Consider the following 16,187-nt stretch of genomic DNA (forward strand, 5'->3'; position numbering starts at 1 on the left):
AGATGGCTTTTAATAAGAATTTCAGAAGACTTAGAATCAAAAAAAGTATCCGTAGAAAAATCAACGGTACTGATTCAAGACCTCGTTTGTCAGTATTTAAAAGCAATACTGGTATTTACGCTCAATTAGTGGATGATTTGAAAGGTCATACGCTTGCCTTTGCGTCTTCCAAAGAACTTGGTTCCGTAAAAAATGCCAATGTATCAGTTTCTAAAGAGGTTGGTAAAAAACTAGCTGAAAGAGCTGTTGAAAAGGGTGTTGCGGAAGTAGTATTTGATAGAAGCGGCTATTTGTATCATGGTAACGTTAAAGCTTTAGCCGACGGTGCTAGAGAAGGTGGCCTTAAATTCTAATAATTATGTCTCAACTAAGAAGAAAACCCATCAGGGCAACAGATACTGAGTTAAAAGAAAAAGTAGTAGCGATCAACCGTGTTGCGAAAGTAGTAAAAGGTGGTCGTAGATTTTCTTTCTCTGCAATCGTGGTAGTAGGTGACGGAAATGGCGTGGTAGGTTACGGCCTAGGAAAAGCTAACGAAGTTACAGATGCAATCACAAAAGGAATCGAAGACGCTAAGAAAAATTTGGTAAGAGTACCTGTATTGAAAGGTACTATTCCTCATGAGCAACTTGGTAAATTCGGTGGTGGTTTTGTATTGATCAAGCCAGCAGCAGCAGGTACCGGTGTTATTGCCGGTGGTGCGATGCGTGCGGTTTTGGAATCTGCTGGCGTTACAGACGTATTGGCTAAATCCAAAGGATCATCCAATCCTCACAACGTGGTAAAGGCTACTATTGATGCCTTGGTACAATTAAGAGATGCTATCAGCGTTTCTCAGCAGAGAGGTGTTAAAATGTCAAAAGTATTTAACGGCTAAGAGAAATGGCGAAGGTAAAAATCACACAAGTTAAAAGTACCATCAAAAGACCAAAAGATCAAAAAGCAACTATCATCGCTTTGGGTCTTGGAAAAATCAACAGGTCTGTATTAGTAGAATCAAATCCTGCTATCAATGGTATGATCAATAAAGTTAGTCACCTTGTAAAAGTGGAGGAAGCTTAATTATGAAACTACATACACTAAAACCTGCAGAAGGTTCTATCAAATCTCGTAAAAGAATTGGTCGTGGTACTGGTTCTGGAAGAGGAGGAACATCTACAAGAGGTCATAAAGGTGCCAAATCAAGATCTGGTTACAAAACTAAGCTTGGTTTCGAAGGTGGTCAGATGCCACTTCAGAGACGAGTACCTAAGTTTGGTTTCAAGAGCTTAAATAAAGTTTTTGCGAAACCAATCAACTTGAATACACTGCAAGATTTGGCTTCTGAGTTCAATTTGGACACCATTACTTTCGATACTTTAGTAGAACACGGATTAGTTTCTAAAAAAGATGTTGTAAAAGTGTTGGGTAGAGGCGAACTTACGGCCAAATTAAATGTAAGTGCTCACTCTTTCTCTGCTTCCGCTGTTGAAGCTATCGAAAAAGTAGGCGGATCAGTAAACAAGATTTAAGATTAAATGAAAAAGTTCATCTCAACAGTTAAGAATATCTTTTCTATTGAAGATTTGAGGATCCGTATCTTGAATACAATCGGCTTGCTGATTGTATTCAGATTGGGTTCTTTCATCGTTTTACCAGGTGTAGATCCATCTAAGTTAGGTGACGCACCAGAAGGTATATTTGGTTTGATCGATACATTCCTAGGTGGTGCCTTCAGTAATGCTTCCATCTTTGGTTTGGGTATCATGCCATACATCTCTGCATCCATCGTGTTGCAGCTGTTAACTGTTGGAGTTCCATATTTTCAAAAATTACAGAAAGAGGGAGAATCGGGTCGTAAAAGAATCAATCAGATCACCCGTGTATTGACAATTGCAATTACAGTTGCTCAAGGTATTGGTTACATCACCGCTACCATCCTTCCAACTGGCGCAGTAATGGTTGATACTACACTATTTATGTTCAGTTCATTGGTATTGCTTTCTGCTGGTACTATGTTCTGTATGTGGATTGGTGAGAAGATCACTGAAAAAGGTATCGGTAACGGTATCTCTATGTTGATCATGATTGGTATTATCTCCAGATTCCCTGGTGCTATTATTGCTGAGGTTCTTTCTAAAGGTACTTCTGGTATGTTGCTTTTATTGTTAGAAGCTGCTGTATTGTTCTTCGTGGTGTTAGGTACTGTTGCTTTGACAGAGGCTACCCGCAGAATCCCTGTACAGTATGCAAAGCAAGTTGTAGGTGGAAAAGTATATGGCGGTCAGAGACAGTATATCCCTATCAAGGTGAATGCTTCCGGTGTTATGCCAATCATCTTTGCTCAGTCTTTGATGTTCCTTCCTGCTTTGATTGCGCAGATTTGGTCTGCTGACAATGATATTGCAAACTACATCGGTAGCACATTTAGTGATTTCACATCTTGGCAGTACAATTTAGTATTTGCTATCATGATTATTCTTTTCACCTTCTTCTACACTGCGATCACGGTCAACCCTGAGCAAATTTCTGAAGATTTGAAAAGAAACGGTGGATTTGTTCCTGGTATCAAGCCAGGTGCTCCTACTGCTGATTTCATTGATAACATCATCTCTAGAATTACACTTCCAGGATCTATACTACTTTCTGTAGTCGCTATTCTTCCTGCATTCGCTATTATTGCCGGTGTAGGCGGAGAGTTTGCTCAATTCTATGGTGGTACATCCTTATTGATTATGGTGGGTGTTATCATGGATACCCTAAGACAAATCGAAAGTTACTTGTTGATGAGACATTATGAGGGTATGATGAAGAGTGGTAATATGAAAAACAACACTTCAAATTACGCGCCCGCAATATGATTCACTACAAGACTTTAGATGAAGTCCAGTTAATCAAAGAAAGTGCTCAAATATTAGGTAAAGCTCACGGCGAAGTTGCCAAGCATATTAAAGAAGGGGTAAAGACCTCTTTTCTAGATAAAATTGCGGAAGAGTACATCAGAGACAACGGTGGTGTACCTTCCTTCAAAGGTTACAACGGGTTTCCCGCGACGCTATGCATCTCAGTTAACGAGGTCGTAGTGCATGGTTTTCCCGGAGACTATATTTTGAAAGATGGCGATATAATCTCAGTGGATTGTGGAGTCTTTCACCAAGGTTTTCATAGCGATTGCGCTTATACTTACCCTGTCGGTGAAGTTTCCCCTGCTGTTTTGTCATTACTCAAAGTTACCCGAGAATCACTTTATCTAGGGATCGAGAAAGCTGTTTTCGGTAATCGGATTGGAGATATTGGTCATGCCATTCAAAAGTTTGTTGAATCCAAAGGATTTACGGTGGTACGTGAATTAGTTGGTCACGGACTAGGAAAGAATCTTCATGAAGCTCCGGAAGTTCCTAATTATGGGAAAAGAGGCAGTGGCACCCCTTTGAAAAGTGGAATGGTCATAGCTATCGAGCCCATGATCAATCTTGGTACACGAAATATTGTACAGGAGAGGGATGGTTGGACGATCCGAACTGCTGATAGAAAGGCTTCTGCTCATTTTGAGCATACCGTAGCGATATTTGAGGATAGAACTGAAATACTGACTACACATCAATACATAGAAGATATTATTAAATTCTAAATATGGCGAAGCAAACATCTATTGAACAAGATGGAACAATCATAGAAGCGTTATCAAACGCGATGTTTAAAGTGGAGCTGGAGAATGGACATCAACTGATTGCCCATATCTCTGGGAAAATGAGAATGAATTATATCAAGATCCTTCCAGGGGACAAGGTAAAACTTGAGTTATCTCCTTACGATCTTTCAAAAGGTAGAATCGTTTACAGATATAAATAAAATATCATGAAAGTTAAGGCATCAATCAAGAAGAGAAGTGCTGAATGTAAAGTGATCAGAAGAAAAGGTAAGCTTTACGTCATCAACAAGAAAAATCCTAAGTTTAAACAAAGACAAGGTTAATCATTATGGCAAGAATTGCAGGTGTTGACATTCCAGACAACAAACGTGGCGAAATTGGCCTTACCTATATCTTCGGTATCGGTAGAAGCTCTGCTAGAGCTATCCTAGAAAAGGCTGAAATTTCTTATGATAAGAAAGTAGGAGAGTGGAACGACGATGAGTCCACAGCGATCCGTAACATTATTGCTACGGAATTTAGAACTGAAGGAGCATTGAAATCCGAAATTCAGTTGAACATCAAGCGATTGATGGATATCGGTTGTTACAGAGGTTTGAGACACAGAAAGGGTCTTCCAGTAAGAGGTCAAAAAACCAAAAACAACGCAAGAACTAGAAAAGGTAAGAGAAAGACTGTTGCTAACAAGAAAAAAGCAACTAAATAAATCTTGACATAGATTATGGCTCAGAAAAGAAACGATAAAGCTAAAAGTAAAAAGAGAGTAGTTAAGGTTGAAGCAGTTGGCCAAGCGCACATCAAAGCTTCTTTTAACAACATCATCATCTCTATTACTAACAATTCTGGTCAGGTGATTTCTTGGGCTTCTGCCGGTAAAATGGGATTCAGAGGTTCTAAGAAAAATACTCCTTACGCTGCACAAATGGCCGCTCAAAACTGCGGTCAGGTAGCTTATGACTTAGGATTAAGAAAAATTGAAGTGTTTGTGAAGGGTCCTGGTTCCGGTAGAGAATCTGCGATCAGAACTTTGCAAAATGTTGGTCTTGATGTAACTACGATTGTTGATGTGACTCCACTTCCGCACAACGGATGTCGTCCTCCTAAACGTAGAAGAGTATAATTTCTAAATAAGATACACAATGGCAAGATATACAGGTCCAAAGGCAAAAATCGCCAGAAGATTCGGTGAGCCTATCGAAGGATATAGCAAAGCTCTCCAAAAGAAAAACTATCCTCCAGGACAACACGGAAGAGGTAGAAGAAAAAAACAATCTGAATACGCTATTCAGCTTGGTGAAAAGCAAAAAGCAAAATACATCTACGGTGTATTGGAAAGACAATTCGCGAAATTGTTTGATATTGCTTCAAGAAAAGGCGGTATTACAGGTGAAAACTTGTTGCAGTTGTTGGAAGCTAGATTGGACAACACCGTATTCAGATTAGGAATTGCTCCTACAAGAAGAGGTGCTAGACAATTAGTTTCGCACAAGCATATTTTAGTAAATGGTGAAGTGGTTAACATCCCTTCATATACCCTTAAGCCTGGTGATGTGGTTTCTGTAAGAGAGCGTTCCAAGTCTTTGGAAGCTATCACAAACAGCTTAGCAGGTAAGAGTAGTTCTCGTTTTTCTTGGTTAGAGTGGGATAATGCTTCTTTAACTGGAAAGTTTGTCTCTGTTCCGGTAAGGGAAGATATTCCTGAAAACATCAAGGAGCAGTTGATCGTCGAACTTTACTCTAAATAATAAACTTTCAGACTTAAATAGAACTATTGATATGTCCATATTAGCATTTCAAATGCCCGAAAAAGTGGTAATGGAAAAGGCCGATGATTTTCATGGCTTGTTTACCTTCAAGCCACTAGAAAAGGGCTATGGGGTCACCATTGGTAATGCCTTGAGAAGAATTTTGTTATCTTCCTTGGAAGGCTATGCAATCACTTCTGTGAAGCTTCCAGGTGTTGTGCATGAATTTGCCACGATTGAGGGTGTTGTTGAAGATGTGACTGATATTATTCTTAACTTGAAGCAAGTAAGATTCAAGAAAGTGCATGACTCCATTGATGGAAAAATCACTGTTGAAGTAAAAAATCAGTCTGTTTTCACTGCTGGAGATATCGCCAAGTTCACTACCTCTTTCGAAGTTTTAAACCCTGAGTTGGTAATTTGTCACTTAGACGAGTCGAAAAGCTTCGAAATTGAATTGACAGTTGAGAAAGGTAGAGGATACCTTCCAGCGGAAGAGTCTAAGCCAAAAGAGCAAGTATTTGGTGTGATTCCTATCGATGCCATCTTTACACCTATCAAGAATGTAAAGTATAGTGTAGAAAACACTAGGGTTGAGCAAAAAACTGACTTCGAGAAATTGATTCTGGAAGTAACTACAGATGGCTCTATCCACCCAGAAAAAGCATTGCAGGAGTCTGCTAAAATCTTGATTCAGCACTTCATGTTATTCTCTGATCAGACTATGGTAATCGATGCTCCTGGAGCAGATTCACCTGAGCCTATCGATGAGGAATTCCTACACATGAGAAAATTGTTGAAGACATCTTTGAGCGATTTGGATCTTTCTGTTAGAGCATTCAACTGTTTGAAAGCTGCTGACGTGAAGACATTAGGCGATCTTGCTAAGTTAGAAATTTCTGACATGATGAAATTCAGAAACTTTGGTAAGAAGTCTTTGGCTGAGCTTGAGCAATTGATTCAAGAAAAAGGGTTGACCTTTGGCATGGATCTTTCTAAGTATAAACTTGATGAAGAATAAATAACATGAGACACGGTAAGAAATTTAACCACCTTGGCAGGACTGCCAGCCATAGAAAAGCAATGCTTTCTAATATGGCTACTTCCCTGATTCTTCACAAGCGTATTTCCACCACGCTTGCTAAGGCTAAGGAATTGAAAAAATATGTAGAGCCTTTGATCACAAGAGCGAAGGAAGATTCTACTCACAATAGAAGAATTGTTTTCTCTTATCTTCAAAGCAAAGAAGCTATCAAGGTTCTTTTCGGTGAAGTAGTAGAGAAAGTAGGTGAGAGAAATGGTGGCTACTCCAGAATCATCAAAACTGGTTTCCGTCTAGGTGATAATGCAGAAATGTGTATCATCGAGCTAGTAGACTTCAACGAATTGATGTTGAAAGATGCTAAGCCAGCGAAGAAAACTACTAGAAGAAGTAGAAGAGGTTCTGGTAAGGCTGAAGCTTCTAACGAAGCTGACACTACAGAAAGTACTGAAGAAAAGTCAGCTGAATAATTCATGCAGACTGATTCACATAGAAAAGGGGTTGGGCTTTTTGCTCAATCCCTTTTTTTATGTCCTGTTTATTCAGGCTAATCTTTTAAAATTTGTAACTTTGGGCAGTTCTAAAACCAACATGAATCAACAAAAAGCAACTCTTCTATTAGCAGATGGTACCATTTTCAAAGGTACTCTCATAGGTAGTCCAGGTACCAATGGAGGCGAAATCTGCTTCAATACAGGTATGACAGGGTATCAGGAAATCTACACGGATCCTTCTTACACCGGTCAAATCGTTGTTACCACCACTTCTCACATCGGTAATTATGGTGTCATTGACGCCGAAGTGGAGTCAGCAGCTCCTACCATCGCCGGGATTGTGGTGAATAGCTTTTCACAAACCTTTAGCCGCTTAGATGCCAATGGTTCTTTGCAGGACTATTTGGTCAAGCATGGAATTACCGGTATCGCGGATATTGATACCCGTAAGTTAGTGCGTCATCTGCGCAGTAAAGGTGCTATGAATGCCGTTATCAGTTCTGAATATGAGGATGACTTGGCAGGCTTGAAGGTGCAATTGAATTTGGTACCTGATATGAATGGTTTGGAACTTTCATCGGAGGTGTGTACCAAAGAACCTTTTTACTTTGGGGATGAACATGCGAGCATTAAAGTAGCTTGCTTGGATTTCGGTATTAAGTTGAATATTCTGCGCAATCTTGCCGATAGGGGAGTCTACTGTAAAGTATTTCCTGCCAAAACTACCTTCGAAGAATTACAGGCTTGGAATCCCGATGGCTTCTTTTTATCCAATGGCCCAGGTGATCCAGCAGTCATGGAGTACGCAGTACATACGACGAAACAGATTTTAGAGTCTGGTAAGCCTGTTTTTGGTATCTGCCTTGGGCATCAAATTCTAGCAGAAGCTTGTGGTATTTCTACCTATAAAATGCACCATGGACATAGAGGACTTAATCACCCGATTAAAAATGTGCTAACAGGGAAAAGTGAGATCACTTCTCAAAATCATGGCTTTGTAGTCAATAGAGAAGAAGTGGAGAAAAGTGATGTGGTAGAAATGACCCACGTACACTTGAATGATCATACAGTAGCAGGTATCCGCGTCAAAGGGAAGCCAGCTTTTTCTGTGCAGTACCATCCGGAGTCTTCTCCGGGACCTCATGATTCGAGGTATTTATTTGACGATTTTGTATCTTTCATGCATAAAAATTAAAATAACTCTTAAACCTTTAAAATTACTATTATGACGTTGATTCAATCTATTCACGCCAGACAAATTTTAGATTCCCGAGGCAATCCCACCATTGAGGTGGATGTCTTCACTGAGACAGGTGCTTTTGGCCGTGCGGCTGTACCAAGTGGTGCATCTACCGGTATCAATGAAGCTGTGGAATTGAGAGATGGTGATAAATCAAAATACTTGGGCAAAGGCGTATTGAAAGCCGTTGCCAATGTGAACAATGTGATTGCTCCTGAATTGGTGGGTATGGATATTTTTGAGCAAAATACCATCGACCAAATCATGATTGACTTGGATGGCACGCCTAACAAGAGTAAGTTGGGAGCAAATGCTATATTGGGTGTTTCCCTTGCGGTAGCGAAAGCAGCTGCAATGGAAGCTGGTCAGCCATTGTACCGCTACGTAGGTGGTGTCAATGCGAATACCTTGCCTGTGCCTATGATGAACATCATCAACGGTGGTTCTCACTCTGATGCTCCGATTGCATTCCAAGAGTTTATGATCCGTCCTGTAGGTGCGAGCAACTTTACCGATGCTATCCGTATGGGTGCTGAGATTTTCCATCACTTAAAGAAAATCTTGCATGACAAAGGCTTGGTAACAGCAGTAGGTGATGAAGGAGGTTTCGCTCCTAACTTCTCTGGCGGTACAGAAGAGGCTTTGGGTTGTGTTTTGGATGCTATTAAAAATGCTGGCTATACACCTGGTGATGACATTACACTTGCGTTGGATTGTGCTGCTTCTGAGTTCTACAAAGATGGCAAGTACGATTACTCCAAATTTGAAGGTCCTAATGGTAAAATAAGAAGTAGAGAAGAGCAAGTTGCTTACTTGGCTGAATTGACCGAGAAGTATCCAATCGATTCTATCGAAGATGGATGTGCTGAGGAAGATTGGCAAGGTTGGGCGATGTTGACTGAGAAAATCGGTAGCAAAGTGCAGATTGTTGGGGATGACTTATTGGTGACCAACGTGAAGTTTTTGCAAAGAGCAATCAACGAAAAGTCTGCTAACTCCATTTTGATTAAAGTGAACCAAATCGGTACTTTGACTGAGACCTTAAATGCTATCAATATGGCGCATAAGGCTGGTTTCACTGCTGTAATGTCCCATAGATCTGGTGAGACGGAAGACAATACCATCGCTGACTTGGCAGTAGCTACCAACTGTGGCCAAATCAAGACTGGTTCAGCTTCCCGTTCCGATAGAATGGCTAAATACAATCAGTTGCTAAGAATTGAGGAGCAGTTGGGTGATGCAGCAGTATTTCCTCAGAAGAAGTAAATCATAGATAACAATGCAAAAAGGGGCAATCAGTTTTCAGATTGCCCCTTTTTTATTTAGCTTTTAATTTAGCTTTGAAAAGTACCTCGTAGTCACGTTCCCGTTCACTTTTGTTAGGTGAAATCCAGATATTTTGCTCTGAATCTATAAATTCTATTCTCCCAAGTTCTGATGGGATCTCAATGGGGATAAGGGTTCCGTCTTCGGAAACTATCGACCATTTGGCGACTTGGACCTTTGCGATTGCTTGGAAAATCTCTTGGAAACCATTGGCGCCTTCAATGGCACGCTCATAAGCTTCATCTGACAGACCGCTCTCGTAACCAATTAGGGGTTGGTTTTGATAGCTGTGCAGATGATTGATGGAGCCATAGGCAAATGATCGTGTATCGAAACTGATTACATCCAAGTCTATAGCTTTTGGGTCCTTTCCTTTGATTTGCTCAAAGGCATCAAACTTCAATGCTATTTCCTTGGCTGGATTCTCTAAGTCTGACCATTTATAATAATACAAGGTCGGGTCATTGGTAAAGGCTACATAAACTCCTGAGCCCTCTACACGCATTACCGGATAGGTGGACGTTTGTGTGTAGATTTCATCCGGTTTACTGAAACGGGAACTTGTTGGGTAGGGTACAACTCCAGTGAATGTGTTATCAGCTACATTGATTTTTTCCAGAATAGTACCTGAATCGATGGAATAGAACCCGGAACCTTTTTGATTTCTTGAACCTAGTAAAGCCAGCGCTTCATTTTCATTTCTGAATTGGAACAAATCTGCATGATACACTTGATAGCCCATGGCTGGCGTAAAGTCTGGTTTGAATTTACCCAAGAGTGTACCTGCGAAATCATACTGGAAAAAGCCATTCACCCCCAGTACCGCAAAAGACTCTGAATTCTTAAATTGTGGTCGTGCAATGGGATTGGAGCCGATAGCATCAGGTTGGTCACCTGTAAACTGATAGGTTTGCAGGATATTACCGACTTGGTCGATTAGCAGGATTTCCGAGTTTTGAAGGTTCATGGCTAGGAAATGTGCTCCATCGGGACTAATATGTGACCAGCCTAAAATACCAATATAGTCCACTACAACTGAGTCTTCAACGACGATTTCATAGCTACTGATATTGACAGAGGAAAGGGTTTCAGTTTCTCTCTTAGTACAAGCAAGACTAAGGAGGAGGAAACTGAACAGGAAGGCTGAGTTGAAGTAGTTGATGTTCATACAATCATCGCTTATACAATTGATGAACAGCGTAGATTTTATTCGGTTTCACAACCTCTGACAAGAAAATCAAATTCTCTTGTATTCCAATGATTTGGTAGGTAAAGGTGCGTACTTCATTTCTTTTAGGGGTTTGGATAGTAACAAATACGCCTTGATCTGTACTGAATATATCTGAACCCTCGTGCAATGTGATGACATTTTCTTTATTGATTGACTTCAGCTTTATTCCATACCCATTTCGATTTGTTCTGGCTGTTTGCTGATGGGCGAATGTGCCTTTGCTTAGTACTTCTCTAACCTGTGCTTCGGTGATTTTTTTCTCAGGAGCTTGGTACAATACTGCTTGATAACTGTAAAACTTTTCCAAGCCTCCGTAGGGCATACGCTGGGTGATCCAAACATGTGAAGCTCCTCTGGAACTTGCTTCTTCTAAGAGTTTTTTTCTGGCCCTCGTATCTATGGCGTTGATAGCTGTGAATACCCAAGCACCTCTAGCCTTGGAGTGTGCTTCTCCTATTTTGATGAGATCTTTGGTTTCGCTGTAATCATGGAGGATTGTGATGTCCTCTGGTTTAGTGAATCCATCAACCGGTCCCATTCGGGAAATAAATTGAGCTTGAACACTAAATGAACCCATTACAAAAAGGGCAAAGGCCGATAAGCCTAGAGTTTTAAAAGATGTAAGCATAATGGAAGTTTTTTTCTTTAGATGTACGAATAACTTCAGTGACTGGCTGAAAAATGTAAGAAAAAATATTGGAAAAATTACATGGGGAGGTAATAAGGATTGTTTTATGATTTATATGCTTGGCTTAGTTTAATGTTTGTCTAATCACTTAACTTCTTATCTATTAATGGGTAAAACATATCTTTTTAGTTGATGGGGTATTAACTTTTGAAAAATATGCTATAAACGCTCACGATAAGGATAAATAGGAAAAGTGCTGCCACGAAGTTTCTTTTGAAATCAGAAAGTTGGGGTTTGGACTTTTTGAATGCAAAAGTTCTTGATACAAAGCCTGCAAATTGGATGATGCCAATCATGATCAGGTCAATTATTAATTCGACGAGGAATATCATTGTGATAATCTATTATAGGGTTAAAGCTAAAAATACTATAGCTCCGATTCCAAAGCCTACTCCACCCATGGTATTTACTCTACGTTCTTTGATCCGGGAAGCTCTATCTCTATATCCCGCAGCATATGCTTCATCTGCGAATAAATTGATATCTGGGTATCTTAGATTATGATCTTTTGGTAGGGAACTACCTATTGAAAATGGGGTGTTATAGCCAATAACAAAGAGAGAGGAATAGGCAAGTGAGGCGTATGAGAATACTCCCATGCTTAGCAGTGATACTGTTTGGGCAAGAGGATGTACCTTATAATGAAAATCTGCATCCGTCCAGCCCAACATAAATAGCTCCGTAGGTTCCATACTGATCTCCCTTCCTTCCATGTAATAATGAATAGTACCGTCCACGCGCTCTACTTTGGATATGTCTTGATAGCGCAGGCGGAATTTAGGGGCCTTTTTATCGTCTTCCAATCGATATACTACACGCGCGAACCTCATTTTATGGATAAATACATCCAATACTTCTCCATCTTCTTTCCAGATAATATCCTGAGAAAAAGAAGTAGTGGGTAGCAGGAATACTACCCATATAACAATGATTTTAAAATAAACACTTTTGAGCTTATACATGTGATTTTTATTTTTTCACAATAGAATAATTAACCCAAAATGAAGCAGCGAACATAGCAGCATAGTGGCCAGTACCTAAAGGCCCTCCGTGGATGTAGTGCTCAATTAATTTTCCTACGATTAAAACGACCACTAAATTAGCTATAAAGTAGAGGCTGATTTTTTTAATCCTCTTCCACGATTTCATAAGTATACTAGTGAATGATGCTAGGTTTATTTTTTGCGCACTTGCTTTAAGTCCATTTCTACTACTTCGCCAAATGTTTCATAGGCTTTCATGTCCATGGATTTTTTATTCCCGGCAATACTGAAACTCATTGGATTTCCTTCTACATAAGTTTCGTAGGCTCTTTCTATAGCATCAAAGCCAATGTTTTGGTAGTGCTCAAAAAACAATTGGTTCGGATCCTGATCGAAGCCTAGTAGTTGCCAATTATATATCGTCTGTGGCATGGTTCGGAAATAGGGTTTTGAAAACGCCGCAGTCTGCACCAATGATTTTTGGATTTCAGGTAGGCGATCTTCTTTTTTCGGGAGTTCATGAAGTAGATCCCGGAACACGCTCATGGCTTCCACGCTTTTGTCTGCTTGACAGCCTACAAAACCGATGGTATATGCATTTCGTCCACGGATAGAGCCGTTATTTAATCGTGCCCAAGTTGCATAAGCTAAAGAACGGAATTCCCGGATTTCTTGAAATACCAAGCCCGACATGGAGTTGCCGAAATACTCATTGAATGCATTGATGGCATATTGATCTTCCTTCACGCGAGACTGCTTACTTTTACTTAAAAAGTAAATTTGGGTTTGAATAGCCTTTTTATCATTGATAAAGAAAACGGTAGGCTTGGTGTGCGTTGCAAGTGGCTGCTCCTCCATCATCTTTGCTTCTTTCCCTGTCAATATAGTGCCCAAAGAATTTTTCAGCATCTGCTCAACCTCTTGATTGGGAGTATTGCCTACATAGGAAAGTAATGCTTCCGTAGCTAACAATGTATTCAAGCTTTCTTGGAGGGCGCTGAATGGTAAGGCCTTGATTTCCTTGGTAGACATGCGTGTAAGGTAGGGCGAGTTTTCTCCATATAAAAGATAATCGCTGATGATATCCGATTTGGCATCCAAGTCCTTTCCTTCAATTCGACGTTCAAATCGAACTCCAGACAGATACTTCTTTTTTCCAACCTCTGTGAAAACAGGTTCCGAAAGAAGTTCCTGAAGTAATGAAATGCTTGCTTGAAAGTTTTCCTCTAACCCTTGCATGGAAATCGTAAACTGTAAATCAGAGCTGTACAATGATAAGCTGGTGCCCAAGCGTGCTAAAGCTGCCTTAAACTCATCTCGACTTTTGGTAGCTGTTCCAGCTGAATTCAGCATGGAAGCCAAGTATTCCAATTGATTGTCCTGAAAGTCTCCCCGTTGGATGTTTACCGTAAAGCTGAAAATACTGTTGATAGGGTTGGGAGAATGGTAAAGGTGTACCAAGTCGTTGAGTTTCGTGATTTGAACAGCTTCTGCTATATCCACGAAGCTTGGATTTAGCGGAAGCTCAGGCATTGCCTTAAATGCTTTTGCGTACTCAGACTCTGTGCCTTTGGGGCTAACGGGAGTGAATGGCGGTTTGGGTAGTTTGTTTTTCTTTGGGAATCCTGTTCTAGAGTACAAGACCAATCTATTTTCCCCGAAATATTTATTCGCATTGGCTACTACATCCTCTTTGCTGATGTTTTGAATTTGCTCGGTCATGCTGAGCACTTCCTCCCAAGGGCGTTCGCTGATAAATGCATTTGCTAAGAGGTATGCTTTTTGGAAATTGGATTCCAAGTTGAGTTGCTGACGTTTTGTGTAATTTAGTTTGATGTCCTCTAATAACTGTTCATCGAAATTTCCAGATTTGAGTTTTTCCAATTCCGCCAACATCATGTTTTCAGCCTTTTTCAGCGACTGTCCCACTATTTTAGGGACAAAGATGACAAGTGTACGCCCATGTTCCACTTGGATATCGGCTTCCATTTCAGCGGCAAGGAGTTTGTTGTCCAAGGTTAGTTTGTCCCAAAGCCCCGTTTCGCTACGATTGCTGAGCAGTTCATTAATGACGGTAAGGGCAGCTTCATCAGGGTGTCCTACGGGCACAGTTCTGTAGCCAGCAATTCCTGCTTTGATGGGTAGGAAGCGACCTTTGATGACCTCTTTGCCATTGAAATCTGCTTCTGCTATAAACTCACGGGCAGGCTTGTCCTTGACTTCCCATCGACCGAATTTTTCTTCCAAAATTGGCTTGATTTGTTGAATATCGATATCGCCACTGATGATCAGGGCCATATTGGCTGGTACGTAGTAGGTGTTGTAGTACTCGTACATACGCTTAAGGGATGGGTTTTTGAGGTGCTCCACTTCTCCTAGGATATCCCGTTGCCCATATGGGTGGTTTTTGTAAAAAGCCCGGTCAAAGGTCTCGATTACCTTGTAGGAAGGATCGTCCATGTACATGTTTTTTTCCTCATATACCGTTTCCAATTCGGATTGAAACAAGCGGAAAACTGGGTTGATGAAGCGATGCGAGTAGATTTCGGACCATTTTTCCAATTGATGGGGAGGAAACGTATTGTAGTACATCACCATGTCGTGGGAGGTGAAGGCGTTCAGTCCTTTACCTCCGATGCTATTGATGAGTCGGTCAAACTCATTGGCTACCGCAAATTCGGAGGCGAGCAAGTTTTGTTCATTGATTTGGAGTTGGATAGCTTTTCGGAGCTCTTCTGATCTTGTTTTTCCAAGTTCCTCGTAGAGAGAATCGATTTTTGCCAGGTACATGGACTCTTTTTCAAAATCAATGGTTCCGATCTCGGTAGTTCCTTTGAAGAGCATATGTTCGAGATAGTGGGCCATGCCTGTCGCATTCGCTGGATCCCAAATAGCCCCACCATTAACGACTACCGCACCGAGTACTTCAGGTCTAGTTTTGTCTTCGTGCAGATAGATGGTGAGTCCATTTGGTAATTGATAGGTTTCTACTTGTAATTGTTGGGCGAAAATACCTAAGGGTAGAAAAAAGAGTAGTAAAAATAGCTTTTTCATAGGTTTAAATTTTATTTTTCCAACGGGCTTTATAAATAAAGGTTTCGTTTTTAGGTTTCATAATTGCTAGCTGATTTATTCAAAGAATTGGTTGAGAATAAAGCTCACCAAATTCGTAGAAACATGTACTGAAAATACTGACCAGAAAGGGTTAAGACCATTTACCTGCTTGGCCATGATATAAAAGAAAGCGAATATGACCCCTGAGATGGTGGCGGCCACAAGATAATAGGTGTTGTAATCGTGCGTAAGTCCGAATGGTATTGCTGAAAGGAGGATTGGAATCAACAATGGGATCTGTTTTTTAATGATTGATTCAAACCAAAAGACTAATTCAATTATAAGATATTGAAAAAGGAAAGTTTCCAAAAGTGGGCCTACAAATACCGCAACCCAAAATAATTCCGCGGTGGACATGTCCTGTAGAAAGTCAATTTCAAATACAGAATCATCTACGAGCCAATTAACTACCCAGGAGTACGTAATAGTGTAAAACACCTCTATAGCAAAAAAGCAAAGGAGAAGTTGTAATGGTACTCGATGCTTGTGATTTTCGATGAATAAACGGATCGGGTCTTTCCAGTTTGTCATGGTTGGAATAAGTATTTGCTCAATAGTATTTTCCCGTTGAATTGTAATAAATAATTTTTCACTAGTGTCCGACTAAAGTCGGCCATTAGTGAAAATTGTTTGAAAGGAATAAATATAGCTACTCTTTCTGTTATGAATGAAAAGTAAGCCCCTATGTTGGAA

The 16,187-nt window shown here is 40.4% G+C and carries 20 protein-coding genes; 15 read left to right on the top strand and 5 right to left on the bottom strand.

All coding sequences use genetic code 11. From position 1 onward, the window contains the following. Positions 1-2 precede the first annotated feature (2 nt). From rplR to eno, 15 genes are all read left to right on the top strand, one after another. A complete protein-coding gene (rplR, locus tag IE080_RS17805) occupies positions 3-353 on the top strand; it encodes a 50S ribosomal protein L18 (protein ID WP_189585989.1) in 351 nt (116 codons plus the stop codon). Between the two features lie 5 nt (positions 354-358). Beyond that, complete coding sequence (rpsE, locus tag IE080_RS17810; protein WP_189585992.1) at positions 359-877, top strand: 30S ribosomal protein S5; 519 nt, start codon at positions 359-361, stop codon at positions 875-877. A gap of 5 nt (positions 878-882) precedes the next feature. Beyond that, positions 883-1,062, top strand: a complete 180-nt coding sequence (gene rpmD, locus IE080_RS17815) for a 50S ribosomal protein L30 (RefSeq protein WP_189585995.1) — start codon at positions 883-885, stop codon at positions 1,060-1,062. A gap of 2 nt (positions 1,063-1,064) precedes the next feature. Beyond that, positions 1,065-1,511: a 50S ribosomal protein L15 gene (gene rplO / locus IE080_RS17820; RefSeq protein ID WP_189585998.1), complete on the top strand. Its 447-nt coding sequence runs from the start codon at positions 1,065-1,067 to the stop codon at positions 1,509-1,511. 6 nt (positions 1,512-1,517) lie between these two features. Further along, entirely contained in the window at positions 1,518-2,840 is a 1,323-nt protein-coding gene (gene secY, locus IE080_RS17825) for a preprotein translocase subunit SecY (protein ID WP_189586001.1), read from the top strand. Next, complete coding sequence (gene map, locus IE080_RS17830) at positions 2,837-3,610, top strand: type I methionyl aminopeptidase (protein WP_189586004.1); 774 nt, start codon at positions 2,837-2,839, stop codon at positions 3,608-3,610. The genes secY and map overlap by 4 nt, the downstream gene beginning before the upstream one ends. 2 nt (positions 3,611-3,612) lie before the next feature. After that, positions 3,613-3,831 carry a translation initiation factor IF-1 gene (gene infA, locus IE080_RS17835; RefSeq protein ID WP_040480068.1) on the top strand — a complete coding sequence of 73 codons (219 nt, stop codon included), beginning with the start codon at positions 3,613-3,615 and terminating at the stop codon, positions 3,829-3,831. Between the two features lie 6 nt (positions 3,832-3,837). Continuing rightward, entirely contained in the window at positions 3,838-3,954 is a 117-nt protein-coding gene (gene rpmJ / locus IE080_RS17840; protein ID WP_189586007.1) for a 50S ribosomal protein L36, read from the top strand. A gap of 5 nt (positions 3,955-3,959) precedes the next feature. Continuing rightward, positions 3,960-4,337 (top strand): 30S ribosomal protein S13, encoded by a 378-nt coding sequence (gene rpsM / locus IE080_RS17845; RefSeq protein ID WP_189586010.1) that lies wholly within the window; start codon positions 3,960-3,962, stop codon positions 4,335-4,337. 15 nt (positions 4,338-4,352) lie between these two features. Further along, positions 4,353-4,751 carry a 30S ribosomal protein S11 gene (rpsK, locus tag IE080_RS17850; RefSeq protein ID WP_189586013.1) on the top strand — a complete coding sequence of 133 codons (399 nt, stop codon included), beginning with the start codon at positions 4,353-4,355 and terminating at the stop codon, positions 4,749-4,751. A 19-nt stretch (positions 4,752-4,770) separates the two neighbouring features. Further along, positions 4,771-5,376, top strand: a complete 606-nt coding sequence (gene rpsD / locus IE080_RS17855; protein ID WP_189586016.1) for a 30S ribosomal protein S4 — start codon at positions 4,771-4,773, stop codon at positions 5,374-5,376. Positions 5,377-5,407: 31 nt separating this feature from the next. After that, positions 5,408-6,397 carry a DNA-directed RNA polymerase subunit alpha gene (locus IE080_RS17860; protein WP_189586019.1) on the top strand — a complete coding sequence of 330 codons (990 nt, stop codon included), beginning with the start codon at positions 5,408-5,410 and terminating at the stop codon, positions 6,395-6,397. A gap of 5 nt (positions 6,398-6,402) precedes the next feature. Further along, the gene (gene rplQ / locus IE080_RS17865) at positions 6,403-6,888 is read left to right on the top strand and encodes a 50S ribosomal protein L17 (RefSeq protein WP_189586022.1); all 486 of its coding nucleotides are present in this window, start codon (positions 6,403-6,405) and stop codon (positions 6,886-6,888) included. A gap of 121 nt (positions 6,889-7,009) precedes the next feature. Beyond that, entirely contained in the window at positions 7,010-8,107 is a 1,098-nt protein-coding gene (gene carA / locus IE080_RS17870; protein WP_189586025.1) for a glutamine-hydrolyzing carbamoyl-phosphate synthase small subunit, read from the top strand. A gap of 30 nt (positions 8,108-8,137) precedes the next feature. Continuing rightward, positions 8,138-9,418: a phosphopyruvate hydratase gene (gene eno / locus IE080_RS17875; protein WP_189586027.1), complete on the top strand. Its 1,281-nt coding sequence runs from the start codon at positions 8,138-8,140 to the stop codon at positions 9,416-9,418. Positions 9,419-9,470: 52 nt separating this feature from the next. Here the strand turns inward: eno and IE080_RS17880 are convergent, their stop codons facing one another. The 5 genes from IE080_RS17880 to IE080_RS17900 all read right to left on the bottom strand — a co-directional run bounded on the left by IE080_RS17880 (position 9,471) and on the right by IE080_RS17900 (position 16,025). Next, entirely contained in the window at positions 9,471-10,646 is a 1,176-nt protein-coding gene (locus IE080_RS17880) for a hypothetical protein (protein WP_189586031.1), read from the bottom strand. Positions 10,647-10,650: 4 nt separating this feature from the next. Next, positions 10,651-11,337, bottom strand: coding sequence for a hypothetical protein (locus IE080_RS17885; protein ID WP_189586034.1), 687 nt, complete (start codon positions 11,335-11,337; stop codon positions 10,651-10,653). A gap of 404 nt (positions 11,338-11,741) precedes the next feature. Continuing rightward, a complete protein-coding gene (locus IE080_RS17890; RefSeq protein ID WP_189586036.1) occupies positions 11,742-12,359 on the bottom strand; it encodes a hypothetical protein in 618 nt (205 codons plus the stop codon). A gap of 213 nt (positions 12,360-12,572) precedes the next feature. Then, a complete protein-coding gene (locus IE080_RS17895) occupies positions 12,573-15,434 on the bottom strand; it encodes a M16 family metallopeptidase (RefSeq protein ID WP_189586039.1) in 2,862 nt (953 codons plus the stop codon). A gap of 75 nt (positions 15,435-15,509) precedes the next feature. Further along, positions 15,510-16,025, bottom strand: a complete 516-nt coding sequence (locus IE080_RS17900) for a CPBP family glutamic-type intramembrane protease (RefSeq protein WP_189586042.1) — start codon at positions 16,023-16,025, stop codon at positions 15,510-15,512. Between the last annotated feature and the right edge of the window lie 162 nt (positions 16,026-16,187).

It is taken from the genome of Mongoliitalea lutea (assembly GCF_014652135.1).
Taxonomy (GTDB): Bacteria; Bacteroidota; Bacteroidia; order Cytophagales; family Cyclobacteriaceae; genus Mongoliitalea; species Mongoliitalea lutea.